At 38.9% G+C, this 19,915-nt stretch carries 16 protein-coding genes and 1 pseudogene; 5 read left to right on the forward strand and 12 right to left on the reverse strand.

The annotated features are described in order from the left end of the window. Positions 1-60: 60 nt before the first annotated feature. The 5 genes from BQ5321_RS14565 to BQ5321_RS14585 form a co-directional block, all read right to left on the reverse strand. Positions 61-3,198 carry an AAA family ATPase gene (locus tag BQ5321_RS14565; protein ID WP_071395160.1) on the reverse strand — a complete coding sequence of 1,046 codons (3,138 nt, stop codon included), beginning with the start codon at positions 3,196-3,198 and terminating at the stop codon, positions 61-63. Further along, a complete protein-coding gene (locus BQ5321_RS14570) occupies positions 3,195-4,340 on the reverse strand; it encodes an exonuclease SbcCD subunit D (protein WP_071395161.1) in 1,146 nt (381 codons plus the stop codon). The genes BQ5321_RS14565 and BQ5321_RS14570 overlap by 4 nt, the downstream gene beginning before the upstream one ends. Positions 4,341-4,559: 219 nt before the next feature. Continuing rightward, positions 4,560-4,760, reverse strand: a complete 201-nt coding sequence (locus tag BQ5321_RS14575) for a cold-shock protein (protein WP_071395162.1) — start codon at positions 4,758-4,760, stop codon at positions 4,560-4,562. A 425-nt stretch (positions 4,761-5,185) separates the two neighbouring features. After that, on the reverse strand, positions 5,186-5,572 hold the full coding sequence (locus BQ5321_RS14580; RefSeq protein ID WP_071395163.1) for a hypothetical protein: 387 nt from the start codon (positions 5,570-5,572) through the stop codon (positions 5,186-5,188). Between the two features lie 18 nt (positions 5,573-5,590). Then, positions 5,591-6,781 (reverse strand): ParM/StbA family protein, encoded by a 1,191-nt coding sequence (locus tag BQ5321_RS14585; protein ID WP_071395164.1) that lies wholly within the window; start codon positions 6,779-6,781, stop codon positions 5,591-5,593. Between the two features lie 179 nt (positions 6,782-6,960). Here BQ5321_RS14585 and BQ5321_RS14590 point away from each other — a divergent pair, with 179 nt between their 5' ends. The 3 genes from BQ5321_RS14590 (at position 6,961) to BQ5321_RS14600 (ending at position 10,280) form a co-directional block, all read left to right on the forward strand. After that, positions 6,961-7,773: a CsxC family protein gene (locus BQ5321_RS14590; protein ID WP_071395165.1), complete on the forward strand. Its 813-nt coding sequence runs from the start codon at positions 6,961-6,963 to the stop codon at positions 7,771-7,773. A 291-nt stretch (positions 7,774-8,064) separates the two neighbouring features. Then, complete coding sequence (locus BQ5321_RS14595; RefSeq protein ID WP_315970107.1) at positions 8,065-8,886, forward strand: CsxC family protein; 822 nt, start codon at positions 8,065-8,067, stop codon at positions 8,884-8,886. A gap of 134 nt (positions 8,887-9,020) precedes the next feature. After that, positions 9,021-10,280, forward strand: a complete 1,260-nt coding sequence (locus tag BQ5321_RS14600; RefSeq protein ID WP_071395167.1) for a hypothetical protein — start codon at positions 9,021-9,023, stop codon at positions 10,278-10,280. A 76-nt stretch (positions 10,281-10,356) separates the two neighbouring features. On the opposite strand, the gene BQ5321_RS14605 is transcribed toward BQ5321_RS14600, so the two are convergent. Beyond that, on the reverse strand, positions 10,357-11,142 hold the full coding sequence (locus tag BQ5321_RS14605) for a CsxC family protein (protein ID WP_071395168.1): 786 nt from the start codon (positions 11,140-11,142) through the stop codon (positions 10,357-10,359). Positions 11,143-11,350: 208 nt separating this feature from the next. Then, a complete protein-coding gene (gene megL / locus BQ5321_RS14610) occupies positions 11,351-12,535 on the reverse strand; it encodes a methionine gamma-lyase (protein ID WP_234978416.1) in 1,185 nt (394 codons plus the stop codon). A gap of 255 nt (positions 12,536-12,790) precedes the next feature. Between megL and BQ5321_RS14615 the strand changes: the two genes are divergently transcribed. Continuing rightward, positions 12,791-13,162 (forward strand): cytochrome-c oxidase, encoded by a 372-nt coding sequence (locus tag BQ5321_RS14615; RefSeq protein ID WP_071395170.1) that lies wholly within the window; start codon positions 12,791-12,793, stop codon positions 13,160-13,162. Between the two features lie 167 nt (positions 13,163-13,329). Then, positions 13,330-14,889: pseudogene (locus tag BQ5321_RS14620) on the forward strand (IS1182 family transposase); the annotation flags it as partial. A 124-nt stretch (positions 14,890-15,013) separates the two neighbouring features. On the opposite strand, the gene BQ5321_RS14625 reads toward BQ5321_RS14620, so the two are convergent. The 5 genes from BQ5321_RS14625 to thiD form a co-directional block, all read right to left on the reverse strand. Then, positions 15,014-15,340, reverse strand: a complete 327-nt coding sequence (locus tag BQ5321_RS14625) for an AzlD domain-containing protein (RefSeq protein WP_071395171.1) — start codon at positions 15,338-15,340, stop codon at positions 15,014-15,016. Beyond that, positions 15,331-16,065 (reverse strand): AzlC family ABC transporter permease, encoded by a 735-nt coding sequence (locus BQ5321_RS14630; protein ID WP_234978417.1) that lies wholly within the window; start codon positions 16,063-16,065, stop codon positions 15,331-15,333. The genes BQ5321_RS14625 and BQ5321_RS14630 overlap by 10 nt, the downstream gene beginning before the upstream one ends. 200 nt (positions 16,066-16,265) lie before the next feature. Continuing rightward, on the reverse strand, positions 16,266-18,158 hold the full coding sequence (locus BQ5321_RS14635) for a XylR N-terminal domain-containing protein (RefSeq protein WP_071395173.1): 1,893 nt from the start codon (positions 18,156-18,158) through the stop codon (positions 16,266-16,268). Positions 18,159-18,449: 291 nt separating this feature from the next. Next, complete coding sequence (thiE, locus tag BQ5321_RS14640) at positions 18,450-19,109, reverse strand: thiamine phosphate synthase (protein WP_071395174.1); 660 nt, start codon at positions 19,107-19,109, stop codon at positions 18,450-18,452. Further along, the gene (thiD, locus tag BQ5321_RS14645) at positions 19,103-19,909 is read right to left on the reverse strand and encodes a bifunctional hydroxymethylpyrimidine kinase/phosphomethylpyrimidine kinase (RefSeq protein ID WP_071395175.1); all 807 of its coding nucleotides are present in this window, start codon (positions 19,907-19,909) and stop codon (positions 19,103-19,105) included. Before thiD ends, thiE begins: the two co-directional genes overlap by 7 nt. Positions 19,910-19,915 lie beyond the last annotated feature (6 nt).

The raw sequence follows: 19,915 nt of genomic DNA on the forward strand, positions 1-19,915 counted from the left end.
TAATTATACGAAAAAGGCAGACATACAAGGAAAAGTTCGTTTTCCTTGTATGCAGGATTATTAGCCATTTAAAAATTGAAATTCTGTCCGACTTCCGCTCTTTGTCGCTACCACTTCAAGTCTAGCATCAATTCTTTCCTTCAATTCTGGAACATGAGAAATAATCCCGACAAGACGTCCGCTCGATTGGATATCAATTAGTGCTTCAATAGATTGGTCCAGTGATTCTGGATCAAGCGTCCCAAAACCTTCATCAATAAACATCGTTTCCAGTGAAACGCCGCCAGCATATTGCTGCACAATATCTGCTAGTCCTAATGCTAAAGAGAGAGCAGCTTTAAAGCTCTCACCGCCTGAAAGGGTTTTGACATGGCGCTCCTGACCCGTGTATTGGTCAAACACCAGTAGCTCTAGACCACTTTGCACATTTCCTTTCGACCGATCCGTTTTACGAAGAAGTTCATAACGTCCACTAGTCATTTTCTTTAAACGCTCATTTGCTTCGCGGAGGATATCATCAAGAAAAGCTGCCAGCACATACCTTTCAAACGTAATCCTGTGATTATTCTGTCCCTTTGCCATTTCATATAGATGGCCGATTAGTTCAAACTTTTCTTCAAGAGTCTTTATTTCATTGTTAATAGCTTGCACTTTTTCCGTAATTTGTTCATTTTCAGCTTTTCTTACATAAAGCCTGTTATATAGGTTTTGGATGGAAAGAATATCACTCTTAATCTTTTCTAATACAGCATTCAGCCCTTCAAGATCTGGCACTTTCATATTCATAAGTACTCTTTCCAATTCTTCAAATCGATCCTTGACGGAACGATATTCCTCATGATAGGAACGAACCTCCTGCTGCAGCTGTTTAATTTCTGGCTCGGTTTTTTTCGCATTGGCATAGGAAGCGTATTCTCTAAAGCCCTGTTCCTCCATTTTAGTTTTAAACATTTCACGTTCAATTTTCAGCTTTTGTTCAGATGCTTCAGCTTGTTTTTCAGCTTCCTCACAGCGTGCCGTTTCAGTCAGGAGCATTTCATTTGTCTTTTGAAATTGAGCCTGTACCTGCTCCAATTTTTTCAGTTGCTCCTCATATAGTGAAACCGCCTTTTTCAACTCGGCTTCAAATGCAGAAATCGATTGTAAACCTTCAGGAATTTTCTCCTTCTTTTGTAAAAGGAGTGTATTCTTTTCGGTATATTGAATCGTTAAATGGTTATGCTCTTCTGTTATTTCTGTAAGTTGGGCCTGTCTTTCTCTTAATTCTTGCTCATAGGATTCGATTTGTTCTTCAAGCATAACGAGCCTTTTCTTCTGCTCCTGAAGCATGGCCTGTCTTTGACTAAGCTGTCGCTTTTCAGCCTCGACAGTATTTTTCACTATGTCGAGCTCGGAAATAGCGAAATGGTCCCGATCATCAATTATCCCCCTTTGAAGCTCTGTCAACGTTTCTTCCAGCGCTTTCTCTGTGGACTGTGCTCTCAATAGTGTTGATTCAGCCTGACGTTTTTCTTCTTCTAAATTAGCCAGCTGCAGTTTCGCCGCTCTTATATCCTCCTCAGATGGAATCTCCTTTTTTTCATTAAGTGCCGGATTAGGGTGATCGATGGACCCACAAACGGGGCATTCCATCCCATTCTTTAATTGACCAGCTAAAATCGCAGCCTGACCATGCAGCCATTTTTGTTCCAGCTCTTGAACAAGAAGGACCGCATCCTTATAGCGGGACTGTGCTTGATCAAAAAGACCTGTCAGCCGCTGACCTTTCTTCTTTGCTTCTTGAAAGTCCTTGTAGTATTGCTCACATTTGATAATTTTCTGGTAAACATTTTCCAGCTTGTCCATCATTCGTTCATTTTCATAATAGGTCACCTGCTGAAGTTCAAGTTGCTTTTTTTCGGACTGAATCAATTGGATTGATTCGTTCATTGTTTTTATTCGTTCTTCATTGGTCTTTTTATCGAGAAGCCCATCCTGCAGCTGTTTATGGAGCCTTTTGACCTCCTGACTATATGACGATAGCGAACGGACATCTCCTTCTATTTGCTTTAAGTGATGTACGTTTTCTAATAGAGCTTGACGGTGATGTTCTTTTTCCTTTTCCTTATTCAGTCTAAGCTCCCATTCAGCATATGATTGCGTTAAAGCCGCTTTTTTATCCCGAATAACTGCCATATTTGCTTTAGCACTGTCAAGTTCGCGCTTCAAACGGTGACATAATTCTTCTTGGTTTGTCAACACGGCTGCCTTTTGAGCAAGGGTAATACAATCCTCCTTTTCATTAATCTCCTGTTTTTGCGCCTCCAGCTCTCGTTTTCTAATCTGCAGTTCATCTCGTGCCTGCAACTGTTTCATGATGGCTTCTCCTTCATACAACTGCTGCTGAACCTTTTCTTTTTCAGCTTCCTTCAAGCTCATATTCGTTTGCAGCTGCAGAAGCTCTGTCGCTAACAGCTCAATTTCTTCTTTCAAGAGCGGAAGTAGCTTCACATCATTTTCAGGCTCCTCTTTAAGAACACGCTTAAGCTCTTCAAGCAAGACAGGCTGAATACGGCTTAGATTTTGGTTCCGCTCATTCGTTTGTCTTTCTACTGCATTTTTCAGCTCTGTTGCTTCTTCCTTTAGCTTCTCCTCCACTCTTTTATATATTTCCGTATGAAATAACCGTTGAAGAATCAGTTCTTTCTCTTTGCTGTCAGAGGTTAACAGCTTTCGAAACTCTCCCTGTGGAATCATAAGGATTTGCCGAAATTGATTACTATCAATAAGCATGATTTCTTTTATTTTCACATCCACATCACGAACATTGGATGCTAGGATTCGATAGCCTTCCTCATCTGCCACATATAGCTCCGCCTTTGCCCCAACCATTGTCATGCCTTCTCCGCGATCCTTTTTCTTTTCCTGCTGCGGTGAACGTCGAATCAAATAGGTTTTATTACGCAATCTGAACTCCAGCTCGACTTCAGTTAAAAAATGGTCGCTGGCAAATTGACTGCGAAGCTCTGAGCCATTTCGATCCTCTCCACTTGCTTTGCCATAGATGGCATAGCTGATTCCATCAAAAATAGTTGTTTTCCCGGCACCTGTTTTTCCAGAAATGACAAACATCGTACGTGAGCCAAGTAAAGTAAAATCAATTTCCTCTTTAGCAGCATATGGACCAAAAGCCTGCATCGTTAATTTTAGCGGTCTCATTTTGCCACCTCTTCCTTCAGTACTTTCCCGATTATTTCATTCATAACTTTTCGTTTACTCTCCGTAAACTCAAGTGTGGTCATCTCAGAATAAAATTGTTCAAATAACTCAAGCTCAGATTTCCGATGATCCTTGATGATCTGCATTTGCTGCTTTTTCTTCATATCTGTTTCGTGTATTTTCTTCTCTAAATGAAGAACATTTGGATAAATTTGCCTCAGTTTGCCTATCGGATCTAATAGAGCCCCTTCATCGAGAAGAGTGACCTTTAAATAGTCATCGACATTTTCATTTTGGTAGAATTTTGGATCAAGGAGCTGCTCTAAGGTACCCTCTATCTCACGCATATCATATCTCGGGGACAAGGAACGATATCGTATATCAAACTGACCTTTTTCATCCATTTCGATGATGGAGACAGATTTTTTTTGCTTAGCTTCTGAAAAAGAATATTTCATTAACGAGCCGGAATATTTCACTTTAGGATGCTGGATTGCATCGGGGCTGTGAAGATGTCCAAGTGCCGTATAGGAAAATGACTCAAACAGATCAGCAGAAACACAACCCGAGCCTCCCACTGACAAGGTTCGCTCAGAATCACTTGTGGCACCACCTAAAACAAAGGCATGTCCAACTAATACATTGGGTTCATTGACCCGCAAATCTTTTTCAATTCTTTGCATCATTGCTTTCATCGCATCCTGATGAGAGTGGATGCTGTCATTATCAAGTAATTGCCGGACTATTCCAGGTTCTGCATAGGGTAATAAATAAAAATTAACTCCCTTTATTGAAATAGGACGAAGCTCCTTTTCGACTTTACCAGCTAGATAGAATTGACTGTTGCGATACCATGAGCTGCCGAATGACAGACGCTCAGCACTATCATGATTCCCTGATATCGCGACTACCGGAACTTCTAACTCTACATTTATTTTATAAAGTATTTCATCTAATAGTCCGACTGCGTCTGTCGGAGGAACGGAACGGTCATATAGATCTCCCGCAATCACCACAGCATCCGGCTGTTCTTCTTCTACAAGCTCGACAAATTGATCCAAGATAAACCGTTGGTCCTCTGTCATATAAACACCGTGCACCAATTTCCCCAAATGCCAATCAGCTGTATGGATAAATTTCAACCGCTTCACCTCATTTTTCTATTCTCAGATTCTTCTATTATAACAAATAAGTAAACACTATTAACGGGCCTAAATATGGCAGCACGTTTGAGTCATATTCATTTATAGGGACAAAATCAACTTCACCGGTCGAATTTGCGTCATTAACCTGTTCAACCGTTAGACGCAAAAAAACAGCTCAACGATTGATTGAGCTGTTAGATACCTATTTTAAGAGAATTATATTTTAGTTACGTTAGCCGCTTGAGGTCCGCGAGCACCTTCTACTACTTCAAACGAAACTTCTTGACCTTCTTCTAGTGTTTTGAAACCATCAGCTTGGATTGCAGAGTAATGTACAAAAACATCATTTCCATCTTCAGCTTCAATAAATCCGAAGCCTTTTTCTGAGTTAAACCATTTTACTTTACCGTTTTTCATAAAAAAAAATCCTCCTAGTGGCTGCTATGCCAAAAAAATTTTACCATTTACAACGTTGATAGTTTTACTTTCATTACTCATCCAAACTACGGTCAAACCTGTGAATAAGCAGCATGCAATAATCTAACACGATGCATAACGGTTAAATAAAATTTATCATTTTTAGTAAAGATTGTCAAGAAATCAAAGGGGTGAAAACCCTTTGATAATAAGGATGTAAGCCCTGTCATAAACGTTATTTTACTAGCGGAGAATATCCATTCTTCTTGCTTATTTGACACAAAAACATGCGAAAGGATTAAAAGCTGAAACCTAACGAGGAAGAAGTATCCATTGGATAAAATCTCAGAAGTTAGTAACCTTACTTACAAGATTTTCCCCATTGTTCATTCTAGCCCTTCATTATGAATCAGCTTTTCATTTTTTTATCCACCAAAAGCCTCGAGGATTTCCTCTAATTCCTTTAAGTCGACATCAATGCCCGCTTTGATTGATTTCTGTTGCTGAACATTTTGCTGCAAAGCTCTGTTAATTGGCTGGGAAGGCCGTTCCTGAAGCAGTCTTTTTATTTCAAATAACTCGGATAAAACCTCTTCATTACTCCCGCTCCCACCACTCGGCTTCTTTGGATGCAGATAGTTAGTAAGTGCAGACATCACAAGGTGGACAAGAGTACTATTTTCGGCATGATATTCAATTTGTTCTTGAACTTTTTGCGAAACAGCATACGATTCCCCTGTTGATACATCGATGAACTTTTCTGGAATCATAATCGCCACTTTGTTGACGTAATCTGTGTGAATTTTCGACATTTCCGTCACCTTCTACTTTTAAACCTTAATGGTTTCATAATCAACTGTGCTTACCTGTTCTTTCTTCAATTGGTTCATTTTGGCCAGAATCATCAATCCAAGTACATTCAGCTTCTCCATATCTTCTGGGAAATAGAGCTGAATGGGGCGACCTCTTTCTGCCCATTTGACAGCTGCCTGCTGGATTTGTTTTTGGGCTAATTTTGCGGCACCGCCAACGGCAATATACCGAGCTGCTCCTTTTATTTCCGTTGAACTGCTTCTGACACGGTCGAAATACTCCAAATATTTACTAGCCATCGCTCTTAATTGTGGAATAATATATTTACTAATATCCTTCTTTACTCCTGCAAACGGCTCTACATACCATTCTGATTGGCCTTTTGCCAGCTTTTCCTCTAATTCTGAACGGGAGTCAAACCGATAAAGTTCATTTTTACTCACCTTTTGAATGATATGGTCAAGGAACTGATTAATCCCAAATGGCTCCCCTTCTATCGATGCAACTGGTTTATTATTTTTAATGCCGACAAAATCAACCGTATCGCCGCCTAAATCTCCTATGATTACTCCTTTTTGCGAATCCTTGACAATGGAATCATCATGTATTCCTAATGTATCCTGATCTCTTGTAAGTCCAAGGTAGGCGCATGCTCCCTCTGCACCAATCACTACATCATGGACATGGAGCTTGACCGTGATTTCCTTCGGCTCAGAAACCCCAGGTACTTTATGAAAAATAATTGTATGAGTACCGATCAACCGCTGTTTGAAGATATCCTTTTTCTCTTTATATTGGGTCGTTGGTAATGATGCAGCCAATTGATCAATATGATAATTAATCTCTGTATCTTCATGGTTAACTAATACCGCATGATAGGCTGCTAAACCAAATAAAAGGATATAAGTACGATCTTCATCAACCTTTTGATTATTAATGCTTGTTAAACTTACATCTCGCTGTTTTGCAGCGCTTTTACCGATATAATAAATTTCTCGCTTATCAACAATCGCATGACTCTTTAATTCAATAATCAAATTCTCTTCAAAATTTACATCTTCATCATCATATGGTTTCTCATAATATTCTTCATCAAACAAGGCCAAGGCATTTGGTATTTGGTATTCATTTACCATTCCACCATCTGATGCAATCGCTTTGTACCAGCTGTTTCCAATATCTACAGCTAGAAAATGTTGGTTTTTCATCGGGTATCAACCTCCTTCTGAATCTTATGCAAGATGGGCAGTTTGTTGTGCAAGTACCTATTTTAAAAAAGGTTTCCGTTTTCTGTCCAAATTCCACGTTTACACTGATACATACATCTAAGCGGAGAAAGTAAACATGCATAGGATAAATGGAAGATAGAATTAAGGAGGAAGAATAAATGAGCGAGCAGCATAAAAAAGATTGTGTCGATTTAAATATCTCATCAACATTAGATGAAGTCGGCAGCACAATGAGTGATCCAACTACAACACCTGGTAACGGTGCAGGAAATGTCATTGCGCATGTACCAGTTACTCTAGCACAAAGAACCATTAATACTACACTAAGTGCGAATATTCATTTCGACGACCCTGTATTAGAAATCAAGGATGTGAAGAAGAGAGTAAAAATTATTCAAAGTAGCCTGATGTTAAATCCAGTTGCAGAAGGTGAAAGTCCTTTTGGTCCAAACGGAGGAGGACATTTATTTGTCAGGGGGTTTGTGAGAAAGAATTTTCAATATGCATCACCGACTTATCGTGCTTCTGATAATTGTGTCACTTCTGAAATGAGATCACACACGGTTGACTTGCCTTTTGAATTTTCAACCTTTATCCCTGAAGATGAATTTCTTACACCACCGCAGAGACCTGTATTAAATTCCCGTTCTGAATATGAGTTTTTCCGCTCTCAAAAACTAGGAAAAGGCTTCCCAGAAAAAGACCGCTTCCTTTCAAGTGACTTATCCCAGTTCCACCAAACGAGCACCCAATATTACAATCAGCTGCCATACTGTGAGCTGATTTCCAGTTCGATTTCGGAATGGGATGAGGCGACTGACCGGAAACCGCTTCATGGCGAAGCACCTTTCGAGGAAGGTTATTTCCATGATATGGTTGAAAAAATGTTCTTATCCTTTACCGTTAAAGTTCTACAGAATCAACAGATCGTATTAGATGTGGCCAATAATGGCAATGGTAATGGGGATTAAGTTATTATTCATATAAGGAAGAAACGGCATTATCATGTACACCATATTGGGAGGCATGATAATGCTGTTTTTTTACCTAAATGATTTATTCATTTATATTCCAAACTATTGGATTGGTTCCTTCATTCCATTTATATAAATAAAAAATAAATTTATTTACGGAAAAACAAAGTGAAATCTTCAATCGAGACGTTTTCACTTGTTTTTGTACCGTTGTCTCTGGGCGAATACCCATACATAGTCATTTGTACGGCATAGAATACACTATTCTGAAGCCCTGAGGAGGAATATATGATGTCAGATTATAAAAAACATAACCATAATTGTGACGATCACTGCGATTGTGAAAAGACAAAGCATCGTTATCCACAAGTATCATTAGGTAAAATTGTGACAAAGGTACCCGTTGTATTAGCTGAACTAGATTTACAGGTTGATAAAACCCACGTTACTATTTTCCGGGATCCCGTATTGGAGATAAAAGATGTAAAGAAAAGGTTAGTGATCACTCAATGCCGTCTCTTATTACCAACGAATAAGCTATTTATTAAAGGCTATATTCGTAAAAATATTCAATATGCAACGCCAATATCTGGCGCTGGGTCTGGTACGGTGACTGTTTCCTCATCAAGCAACGGTGGCTGCCCACAGGAAAGCCCAAGCATTCAATCAACTATCCTGTCACAAACGGAGCAGATACCATTTGAAGTCATTACAGAGGTTAAGGATTTTATTTCATCTCCCGTTATGCCCGAAAAAAATAAACGCCAGGAATTTGATTTCTTTGTCTCCCAGCCGTTACCTATGGGGTATCCGGAGAAAGACGAAATGCTGTCAAGCGATCTTTCACAGTTTCATCAAGAAAGCAGTCAATATTATAATGAACTCCCTTACTGTGAGCTGCTATCAAGTAAGATCATTGAATGGGATGAAGCACTCAATCGAGATGGAGAGGATTTCCCTAATGTATTAGATGAAGGAACTTTCACAAGATCCGAATCAAAAATGGTCATTTATTTTAAGGTAAAGGTTCTCCAAAATCAACAAATTCGTGTTTCTTCTACAACAAATGATCATGACTGTGATCATGATTGGGACCTTGACTGTGATTGAAGGATAACATGGCAATAGAAAAGGAATTATACAACCTTGGTCTGTATAATTCCCTTTCAAGCTGTCAAAAAATACCTTTTGGGAAAAGGAGGTGTACAGATAGGAGGCTACTATAGCAGTCCTTCCTATACGAAATGAAAAAAGGAAGAAGAAACGTACCATATCCTCCATACCAGTATCAGGCCTTTTCACCCCCCTACCCATACCCAATGATGGGTTATAGGGGTTACGACTATGCTATTAATAATCGGAGTAGCAAAAAAACAAAGGATATGACCGATGAAAAGTCTGACAAACCGACAAATCGAAAGTCTAATGAAGAGTACAAGACCCGTAAAGCAGCAGGTCCAATACTGTTTAACCCACCTGTCGTTAACGATATAGAAATAAAGACGGTCAAATCACAGGATAAGGAAGAGTTTTTAGTAGAAGAAAGCTCAGCTCATAGCAGGGAAATACCGCTACAAATGGAGGATTCGGTCAATCACAAAGATGAGAAGGAGCAAAGGCATGATCCGCACGATGTTGAATCATCAGCTGATTACGAATCCGTCCATAAAGAAATCGCAATGCTTGAATCCTCTTCATTCGAAGATCTAATTGAACAAGAAAAAGGAAGCTCATATCAGCCGCATAAATTCTTATCCTATTTTGAGGAATCCGACTTTTACAATATGGGTTTCAAAGAAGATCAGGCGATAGTGTTTGAAGAATCCTCATCCCAACTGGATGAATCTTCATCCAAATCATTTGATTCTTCTAGACTAGAAGAATCCTCTTCAGTGGTCGAAGCCATCATAAAAGAGGAATCTTCCATTTTAGCTTGTGAATCATCTTCAAGCATTGAATGTGAAACGAAACAGGAAGTCATGCCGTTTGTTAAAATGCCCATATTACTCAGCAAAGCCAACATAGAAATGGATATCTTTGACTCGTTTCATCTTCAGTTACCAATTAAAGAAATTACAAAGGTTGAATGGAGCGTTCATTCCATAGAATGCCATGTACCTTTACCCTCGCGAAGTCTATTCATAAAAGCGATTCTGTTTGCTGATATAGAATATCTAGACGAAGCTGGAAGCAGTTCCCTGCAAACAGTCAAAATGCAGGTACCAATATGTAGTACAGAAAATATCGAGTGGCTCAATTTACCTGATTTACCTAGCAGTCAGCAAGCAGAATTCATGTACCACGAGAATCAATGCCAAAGTATACAATTTCATCAAGAATCTTCACAACAATATGCTCACCCCATTCAAACTGAACTAATACATTTCAATATTATTTGGCACAATGAATTTATTTCAGAAAACGGACAGCTTAATGTCCAAGGGAGAATTTCTTTCTTCATTCATATACTGCAAAACCAGTATATTAAATTAGCAGATCATTAGCGTAGTTTCCAGTTATTATTCAAAAATCCATCCTGATTCCTTCCAGGATGGATTTTTGCTCGGGTTAAGTTTTTTCTTAATTTTTATTATTACCCGAATCCTTTGAATTGTCACTAGATCCCTTGTTCCCTTTTGAATCCTTATCATTAAGAACCAACTTTTGCATTTGTGATAAACGCAGGAATAAGCGAATCTCCGCTTTTTCTGTAATACAATTGAACCTTCCGAAACGGTCAACATCTTTAAATAAATCAATTTCTCTCACTTTTGTACCAAGGAGCGTACATTCTATTGGCTCATTGAAGAATTCAAAGGTTTCAGAACCGGATACATACGGATTTGCGCCATGACCTTTCTTGCTAGCTTCACGATATTCATAAAGAGCTGTTTTTTGACTGTATTCAATGTCCTCCTGACCAAATGGACCCATAACAGGATTATCAAGCTCTACCGTTTTTACGGTTGAAAACTCAACATCAACACTATAATCCCTTACGTTCGTATAAGAACTCGTAATAAATTGAATATTTTTATGCAGAATTCCAGTAATAAATAGCTTTACAATATTTGGGGAATAGGACGATGGGACTGCCTTGCATTGTGTTAATGTAACATTTTTACGGATCGATTTAATTTCTTGGACACTTGTAGGCAGAGGAATTTCCGCTTCCACATCCACCTCTAAATCAATATCGGCTAAAGGGACAGAAGCATTTACAAAAGGATAATCAAGCTTTACGGCACTTTTCCACGGTGGTATTGGAAGAAGGTCTGAATTAACTGTTGTGCCCTCTACTACATATGATGTTGTACCCACTCCATGTTGTTTACGACTTCTATAATAACTGCTATTTTTTCTCATAACATATCACTCCTTAACATAATTATCAAAAGAACCTGGAAAGGCTTTTGAAACCAATCCCACGCTTTTCTTTCGACTTACTATTGTATATGCGTAAAAACTAAATCGGTATGGACAAAGGTTTATATACTTTTACCTATTTTTTAACTATTTGAGCAGATAAAAAAAGGACAACGACACTAAAAATTAGTGTCGTTGTCCAATAGAGCTAAATTTTTGCCAGCGCCTGCTCGAGATCCTCTTTTATATCCACCCATGCCTCAAGCCCGACCGCCAAACGTAGCAGAGTATCCTCTATGCCCATCCTTTTTCGTTCATCAGCAGGTATTGTAGAATGGGTCATCGTGGCCGGATGAGAAATAAGCGTCTCTGCATCCCCAAGACTAACAGCAATCTTAATTAACTGTAATTGATTCATAAACATTTGCGCCGTTTTCTTTGTCCCTTTTATGGTAAAAGAAATCATAGCACCTGGATTTTTCATTTGTTTTTTCATGATTGGATAATCCGCTTTCTGTTGATCACCGGGAAAATGAACCGCTTCAACCTTTGGATGCTGCTTTAAATACTCAAACAGCCTTTTGGCATTCTCACCATGACGATCCATTCTCACAGGTAGTGTTTTTAACCCTCTTAATAAAAGCCAGGCATCAAACGGCGAAAGAACTCCACCAACATCCTTTTGGGTGGTGCGAGCGAGCTGTCCGATAAAATCCTTGCTGCCTGCAACCAAACCAGCAATGACATCACCATGGCCGCCAATATACTTTGTTGCACTATGAATGACCACATCACAGCCAAGTGCAAGCGGGGTTTGTAGGTAAGGAGAGCAGAAGGTATTATCGACGACAACAGGAATTCCTTTTGCCTTTGCTGTTTCTGTTATCATTTCTAGATCAACGAGCTTCATCGTTGGATTGATGGGGGTTTCGACATAGAGACAGGCTGTATTGGGAAGGATGCAGCGTTCGAGCTCCTCCTTTGTCTCCATTAATGAGAAATCGTGGGTAATTAAATATTTTTCTTTTAATAATTGCAGTAGTCCATAGGTACATCCATACACCCCTTTAGAGCAAAGTATATGATCGCCTGTTTTGGTCAAGGACATTAATACAGCAGAGACTGCTGCCATTCCAGAAGCAAAGGCTAAAGCAGTCTCCCCACGTTCCAATTCTGCGAGGCGATCCTCGAGGATTTTTACGGTCGGATTACCCAACCTGGTGTATATAAAGCCATCCTCGTGTCCAGCAAATCTTCTTTCCCCTTCCTCCGCATCGTTAAACGCAAATGTAGATGTTTGATAGATGGGAGGTACTAAACTGCCATCATGGGCTGTAGTTTGATAGCCTGAATGAATGGCCTTTGTTTCAAAGCGGTAATTATTTTTCTTCACATTGTCCCCTCCTGCTGTTTTCATACAAAATAAACGATTTACCTATATAGTATGATGAAAACACCCATCTTGAATGTTATTTCCTATCTTTTCTGTATAAAAAACACCTAATATCGAAAGAGGAAACAGGTGAAACCCTGCGACAAGGCTTGAGTATGATAAAGTTGAAAACCATTCCCTTTGAACAAATGTCTTTTTCTATAATCAACAGCATATATTTAAATGTATCCATTGAACAACAAAGGGGGCTTTCAGATGGGAAATCGCTTGATCAAGATTGCCGCATTATATTTTGTTATTGGCGTTGGTTTAGGCTTGTACATGTCAATGGCACATTCCTATGATTTTGTTGGCGTTCATGCCCATGTCAATTTATTGGGCTGGCTGTCATTAGCAGTAATCGGGGCGATTTACAGTATTTATCCTGAGCTGTCTACATCAAAGCTAGCAAAGACTCATTTTTGGCTTCATAATATTGCTCTTCCCATTATGATGATTGGACTTTTTTTCCTAATACTTGGTCAAGAAGCATTAGTACCTGTCGTTGCTGCAAGTGGAACAGTCATGGTGCTCGCCATCCTATTATTTGCCTTCAATGTATGGATGAATCTGAAACCTAAAGCATAACCCCATAAAAAAGAGGCTGGGACAAAACCCTCCTCTGAAATGAAAAAACCGGTGAAATTTTACGACAAGTAAAATTTCACCGGTTTTAAATATTTTTACATTAAATAAGGACCACTTCTGATAAAATTAAGTTACCACACCAAATAAAATCAGAAAGAAGGGTCCTTATGTTTAAAGATTATAACATGAATCAACTAGTTTTGCCTCTAGATTTAGCAGTTAGATTACAAGAAAATGATATCGCCTTTTCTATCCACCATTTAGTTGAAAGTATTCCTCACGAAGCTTTCGATTCCTTCGTCCGTTATACTGGTTGCCCATCCTATCACCCACGCATGATGCTTAAAATTATTTTATGTGGTTATACGCAATCCGCCTTTTCTGGTCGTAAAATTGAAGACTTGACGAAAGACAGTATCCGTATGATGTGGTTGGCACAAGGCTACGAGCCAAGTTACCGTACGATTAATCGTTTCCGAGTTGATCCTAATATGAAAGAGCTAATTCGCCAATGTTTTGTCCAGTTCCGTTGTCAATTGGTCCAAGAAAAGCTCATTGATCAAGAGGCTATTTTTATTGATGGTACGAAAATTGAAGCGAATGCCAATAAATTCACGTTCACTTGGAAGAAAGCTGTGGAGAAGCATCACAATAATCTCGTTGAAAAATCAAATCAACTGTACAACGAGCTACTTGAAAAACAAATCATTCCAGAAATAAAACGTGAAGATGAGGAGCAGCTGTCGATTGAAGAGCTCACACAAATCGCTAAAAAGTTAGAAGAGGTTGTCGAGGACTATTCACAAAAAATTGACCGCTCCGATGATGTCGCTATGCGTAAACAATTACGGAGTGAACGAAAAACACCCAAGCAAATCGTGAAACAAGTATATGACTGGATTACACGTAAGCAGAAGTACGAAAAGGATTTTGAGATTTTTGGCACACGTAACAGCTATTCAAAAACAGACAAAGATGCGACGTTTATGCGAATGAAAGACGATTATATGAAAAACGGACAACTAAAACCCGGCTATAATGTACAAATCGCAACCGAAAGGCAATACACATTAGCGTACGGTGTTTTCGCTAACCCAACCGATACGAAAACATTAACGCCCTTCCTTGATCAAATAGAAGAACAGTACTTTGAATTACCAGAACATATTGTGGCGGATGCCGGTTACGGCAGTGAACAGAATTATGAAGATATTTTATCGAAACGTAATAGAACGCCATTGATTACATACAATCACTACTTAAATGAGCAGAAAAGAAAGTTCAAAAAGGATCCGTTCAAAACAAGTAACTGGGCTTATGAAGAAGCGAGTGATACCTACACGTGTCCCAATGAGAAACAACTGACGTTTCAATACCATTCAACACGTACAGATAAAACAGGATTCCAGCGTCAATTTAAGGTTTATGAATGCGAAGAGTGTACAGATTGTCCGTTGCGATCATTATGTACAAAAGCGAGAGAAGGTACGAATCGTAGGCTCATGGTAAATGAGAAATGGGAACAACAAAAAGAATATGTACGAAATAAGCTTTCAGAAGAAGAAACCGGTTCAATTTATCGTCAACGTAAAATTGATGTAGAACCAGTGTTCGGGTTCCTGAAGGCTAATTTAGGTTTCACACGATTTTCAGTTCGTGGAAAACCGAAGGTTGAGAATGAAATCGGTCTCGCATTGATGGCCGTGAATTTAAGAAAATATGCGGCAAGGGGGTAACCCCTCAGTCGCATAAACCAAGAATAAAATGAAAAAAGGTGAAATCGACTGCGCGATTTCACCTTTTTCATTTATAGAAGCTAGTTTTGTCCCAGCCTCCTTTTTATGGGGTTATTTAAAAAACAAACCGAAGTACCATCATAAAAATAACCCCAACTAGTACGGTTCCTAATAAACTTTTTGTCAAGAGAGCGATGGCAAAAGCGGGAATAGCAGCTACTAATTTTAAGATATTAGCAGTTAATGAGAATTGATTCTCCGATAATAGCAGTTCTTGCGCTAATAAGGCAGCCATAACCGCAACTGGTACATTTTTTAACCATCGAATAACCCATTTAGGTAATTCCATTTGACTCAGTAGCATCAATGGCAATACACGTGGAATAAATGTCACTAAAGCACAACCAAGGATGAGCAGCAGAATCGTCCATCTTACCTCCATTTTTCAATCACCATCCCTATTGTTGAAGCCAATATGGCTGCTATCATAACACCTGTACTTCCAGTAGAAAAGAAGCTAACGATAATAACGATAACAACTGCACTAAGGGCGACCATGATGTCCACGAAGTACTTTTTTTGACTTAAAATTTGAATAACTAAAAGACCAATGAACATTCCCGGTAAAGCAAAATCAAGACCGAAGGCTTCCGGATTTGGTATCCACTTGCCAAAATATCCACCAGCAATATTGGCAATTAGCCAATTTAAATATGCTGTAATATTCAAGCCTATCATCCATTTATAGCTTGCCTGTTTTTTATGCTGCAGGCGGGATATTGACACCCCAAAGGTTTCATCCGTCAGCAAGGAGCCAACAAACATATTTTTCCACGGGCTCAAATGACGAAAATAAGGCGCAATCGCAGCACTTAACAATAAATGACGAAGGTTAATAAAGAAAACCGTAAAAATAATCGCTGAAATTGGATTGCTTGCCGCAATCATCCCGGCAGCAATAAACTGACCAGAACCGGCATAGAGAAGCAGACTCATCAAAGCAATTTCCGCAATACTTAAACCTGCTGTTTTTTCTACAACACCGGCAGCAAAGCCAATACTCAAATATCCAAGCAGAGTTGGGATGCAATCCTTTACACCCTCCCAAAAACTCTCTTCGTTGTTCAAATCCTCATCTGTATTTAGCTCAAGGACTTTTTGACTCACATCCATCACCCCTGTTTAACCAAAAAAATCATACTTCTCAATCGATGACCCTATTAATCTATCGATTTCCAAATGGCCTAATCAAGCAGGATAAGACCGCAGCTCATCTATTATCATATCATAAAGCAAAATACGTTCACAAAATGAAAGCCGACCCGTCTTGCGAAGCAAAATGTACGGCTTACTTTTTAGTATGAGATTTATATTGATGTCATTTTTATATCTAACTCACCTAAAATAATTAATGCCTGTATCGCAATAAGCAGTTGACAGCTGACAAGTGGACTGCGGATGTCCTCTTGCAGAAGTTCTTCAATTTTCCCTACTCGATAGCGCAAACCACTAATTGATAATGCTAGATTATCAGCGGTTTTTTCTAAGTTGCCCCCATTGATTAAAAATAAGTAAAGGGTTCTAATCAATTCAACATTTTTTTGACAGTCCATCTCGATATTTCCTAGTAAGGCAAGGGCCATTTCTTTAACATTTTTTGTGTTATTTTCATTAATCAACGTTCCAACCATTCCAAGATTATCATAAAAGATTATTTGATCGTCTTTTGATATCAAACGATATGCACCAAGTGCTTCATTATATGCCGCGGGCGCTAATTGAACGGTGTTTGTTTTTTTACTGATTCCCATATAAAAATGAGAGCCTGGGAACCTTGAGTGTAGGAATTCAAGTAGCTCATGAAAAAAAGAAGAACTTGCTTTTTTACTCTCGAAATAATCAATGACAAATAAAGTAATAGAGTGATTGGTTTGATCCAGTAAGATGTCGTGCCCTTGTTTCGTGCAATAATGCGATATGGAGGACATAACTTCTCGACAGAAGCCCTGTTCATTTTGAAAAGCCTGATCATTAAAGGCATAACCAATAATCCCTAAATAGAATGGCCTTGTTAAATCAAAATGAAATAACCCTGCTTTTGAGACCAGTTCATCCTCTAACGTATACTGAGCGCTCAAAATTTCTTTTAATAGATAGCTTTTCATCTGTTCCAAGGAGGCTAATTTTGTTTTCTCAAAAAGGAAGCAAAGCGAACAAATAGAAGTAACCTTCTCGATAATTAGCTTAGCTAGCTCCTGTAACTCGTATTGCTGTTCTTTCATCATAAAAGAACAATATCCCATTCTTTTTTCTTGTAAATAAATCGGATGTGTCAGCATTTTAAAATGTTCCTGCTGGTCATTCATCGGTTGGAAGGTTTGCAAAACAGAATTTTTCGACATATTTTTGTTGATATATTGAAATAAACCATTAGGAGTAAACTTTTGCGATAATTTATTGAAACCGGCAAATGTCATCGGATGCCCATGGACATTATGAATAATCACTGGTATTTTAGTTAATCGAAACACAGCTTCGATAATGGTTTCCAAGCTACTTCCTTTGACTACTTCCTCCGTTAATTGCTTATGAATGGTCAGCACAAGCGTCAATTGATCACGCTCCTGCAATAATTTTTCATAGGTTAGCTCTAATTCTTTTAAAATGGGTGTTTCTTCTAAATAATAGAGCTCCTCTTGAATTTCATCTCCCCAAAGGGAACAACTTTTACCAATTGCGATACATTCACTTGCACCAGCAGCTCTGCAGCATATTTCCTTAAAAATCACCATTTCGCCAAAAATTTCTGATACAAATCCGCTCGCGTAGCCTGAAAGTGTGTAGCAGACTGGTGAAGTACTAGCTCCAATATGCCGCAAATGTTCATCGGCCTCGAAGGAATGCTCCCAAACACTGTCCATTTGTAACGTCTTGACATTTGTTTCATTACTTATTTCCAATTTTAAGGTTCTAGATTCAACATAGCCCTTCATTGAGTGCATGACCGGACCATATTCAATTAATTCTTGTATGGTGTCATATTGCTCTTTTTCTTTACATTCCTTTGCATCCCGGATTCCCATATTCCAACCATAGCGGAATAAAAAACCCTTTGTCCGTTCAAGTCCTATATTACGAATCAAATCTTTTCTAAAGGATCCAAATGCATATGTATCAACAATAATGGATCGATTTTGAATATGGAGACTTCGTTCTCTGTTAGAATGATTTTGATCAATAAAATGTATTGTTGTATGCATTCCATTCCCCTCTTTCTAACAAATCCATTCGAGCTGTAGAACAATTAACTTTCTACTTTCTTCAGAGTAAGTAAATGATAGACTATTAATATTTATTCTAACAAGATTAATTCACCTCCTTTTATATATTTAAAATAATGGAACTTTTTCTTTATTTGTAAACATTCTGTGTCCATTATCAAACTATTAAGACCACGAAACGAAAAAACCTATTCAGAAAATCCTTCGTATGTTGTTATGAAAACTAAACATACGCGAACATCTGAATAGGCATTCACTTTTTTCTTTTTTTTAGCTTATCTCAAGACTCCATTTTAATTTTTCTGCGGCCGATTTAGGACAGCTTTGAAGACTAATAGCACTAATAACCGATACGCCATCAGCTCCAGCTCTTATGACCTCCCCGGCGTTATTGGCTGTAATTCCACCAATTCCGACAATAGGGATTGTATATCCCGCCTCTCGTAATTCACGAATAATCTTTACACCTTGAACCGCTTTAGCATCGTCCTTCGAGTTTGTTGGGTAAATCGGACCAACACCAAAATAGTCTGCACCTTCTTGTAGAGCCAAATTCGCCTCGACAATATTATGGACAGACACACCAAGAATTTTATCGCCAATTTTTTCCCGGACAAGCTGCACAGGTTCATCCTCTTGTCCAATATGGACACCGTCCGCATGAATGGCCATAGCCAATTCAATATCATCATTCACAATAAAAGGAACCCCTGCCTTATGACAAATAAACTGTAGCTCTTCTGCCAAAGCATACTTTTGTGCTCCCACTAATGCTCCTGTTCCTTTTTCACGGAATTGGAAGCAAGAAACACCACCCTGTATCGCTTCCTCTAACACAACACTTGCCCTTCTCCTTGTATTTCCAGAGCCCATAATAAAATATAAGGATAACGCCTTTCTAAGACTATCTTGGTCTAGTATTTTCAACATGATATCCCTGCTTTTTGTTTAAATGCCCAATGGTTAGTTGGACCATGACCGGTACCAAGCTCTAAATTCTCTTCAATCGCTGCCGTAATAAAGCTTTTGGCAAGCGAAACGGCATCATATACAGATAACCCCTTGGCAAGACAAGCCGTAATCGCTGCGGAGAAGGTACAGCCTGTTCCATGCGTATTTTTCGTCTGAATTCGTTGACTTGTAAATGTATATGAATGATGACCATCAAATAATAAATCAACCGCTTCATTCACATCGCTATCATGTCCACCCTTAATTATGACATGCTTCACTCCAAAATCGATTAATTTTTTTGCTGCCGCTAGCTTATCTGCCTCTGTTTGGATAATAATACCAGTCAATTCCTCTGCTTCTGGAATATTCGGTGTAACGATATATGCCTGAGGAAGTAAGTATTCTTTCACCGCCGTAATAGCCTCCTGCTGAAGCAAAGTTGCTCCGCCTTTTGCAATCATGACAGGGTCTACAACCACTTTCTCCCAGCCATATTGCTGAATCTTTTCTGCAACTGTTTGAATGATTTCGCTTGAAAACAGCATCCCCGTCTTCAATGCGTCAACACCAAGATCCACAGCTACTGAGTCAATTTGTGAGGCAATCATTTCCTTCGATATTGCTTGAACTCCCTGTACACCTAATGTATTCTGAGCTGTAACCGCTGTAATAGCGGTCATCCCAAAAACATTCAATTCCTGAAAGGTTTTTAAATCTGCTTGAACTCCTGCACCGCCTCCAGAATCAGAGCCTGCAATCGTTAGCGCTTTATACATAGGATA

The organism is Bacillus tuaregi, from assembly GCF_900104575.1.
Classification (GTDB): domain Bacteria; phylum Bacillota; class Bacilli; order Bacillales; family Cytobacillaceae; genus Bacillus_BD; species Bacillus_BD tuaregi.

What these genes read in the sequence shown, in the direction of transcription:
- BQ5321_RS14565 (WP_071395160.1), bottom strand. Translation starts at nt 3,198, where the DNA reads ATGAGACCGCTAAAATTAACGATGCAGGCTTTTGGTCCATATGCTGCT.
- BQ5321_RS14575 (WP_071395162.1), bottom strand. Translation starts at nt 4,760, where the DNA reads ATGAAAAACGGTAAAGTAAAATGGTTTAACTCAGAAAAAGGCTTCGGA.
- BQ5321_RS14580 (WP_071395163.1), bottom strand. Translation starts at nt 5,572, where the DNA reads ATGTCGAAAATTCACACAGATTACGTCAACAAAGTGGCGATTATGATT.
- BQ5321_RS14585 (WP_071395164.1), bottom strand. Translation starts at nt 6,781, where the DNA reads ATGAAAAACCAACATTTTCTAGCTGTAGATATTGGAAACAGCTGGTAC.
- BQ5321_RS14590 (WP_071395165.1), top strand. Translation starts at nt 6,961, where the DNA reads ATGAGCGAGCAGCATAAAAAAGATTGTGTCGATTTAAATATCTCATCA.
- BQ5321_RS14595 (WP_315970107.1), top strand. Translation starts at nt 8,065, where the DNA reads ATGATGTCAGATTATAAAAAACATAACCATAATTGTGACGATCACTGC.
- BQ5321_RS14600 (WP_071395167.1), top strand. Translation starts at nt 9,021, where the DNA reads ATGAAAAAAGGAAGAAGAAACGTACCATATCCTCCATACCAGTATCAG.
- BQ5321_RS14605 (WP_071395168.1), bottom strand. Translation starts at nt 11,142, where the DNA reads ATGAGAAAAAATAGCAGTTATTATAGAAGTCGTAAACAACATGGAGTG.
- BQ5321_RS14615 (WP_071395170.1), top strand. Translation starts at nt 12,791, where the DNA reads ATGGGAAATCGCTTGATCAAGATTGCCGCATTATATTTTGTTATTGGC.
- BQ5321_RS14625 (WP_071395171.1), bottom strand. Translation starts at nt 15,340, where the DNA reads ATGGAGGTAAGATGGACGATTCTGCTGCTCATCCTTGGTTGTGCTTTA.
- BQ5321_RS14635 (WP_071395173.1), bottom strand. Translation starts at nt 18,158, where the DNA reads ATGCATACAACAATACATTTTATTGATCAAAATCATTCTAACAGAGAA.
- thiE (WP_071395174.1), bottom strand. Translation starts at nt 19,109, where the DNA reads ATGTTGAAAATACTAGACCAAGATAGTCTTAGAAAGGCGTTATCCTTA.
- thiD (WP_071395175.1), bottom strand. Translation starts at nt 19,909, where the DNA reads ATGTATAAAGCGCTAACGATTGCAGGCTCTGATTCTGGAGGCGGTGCA.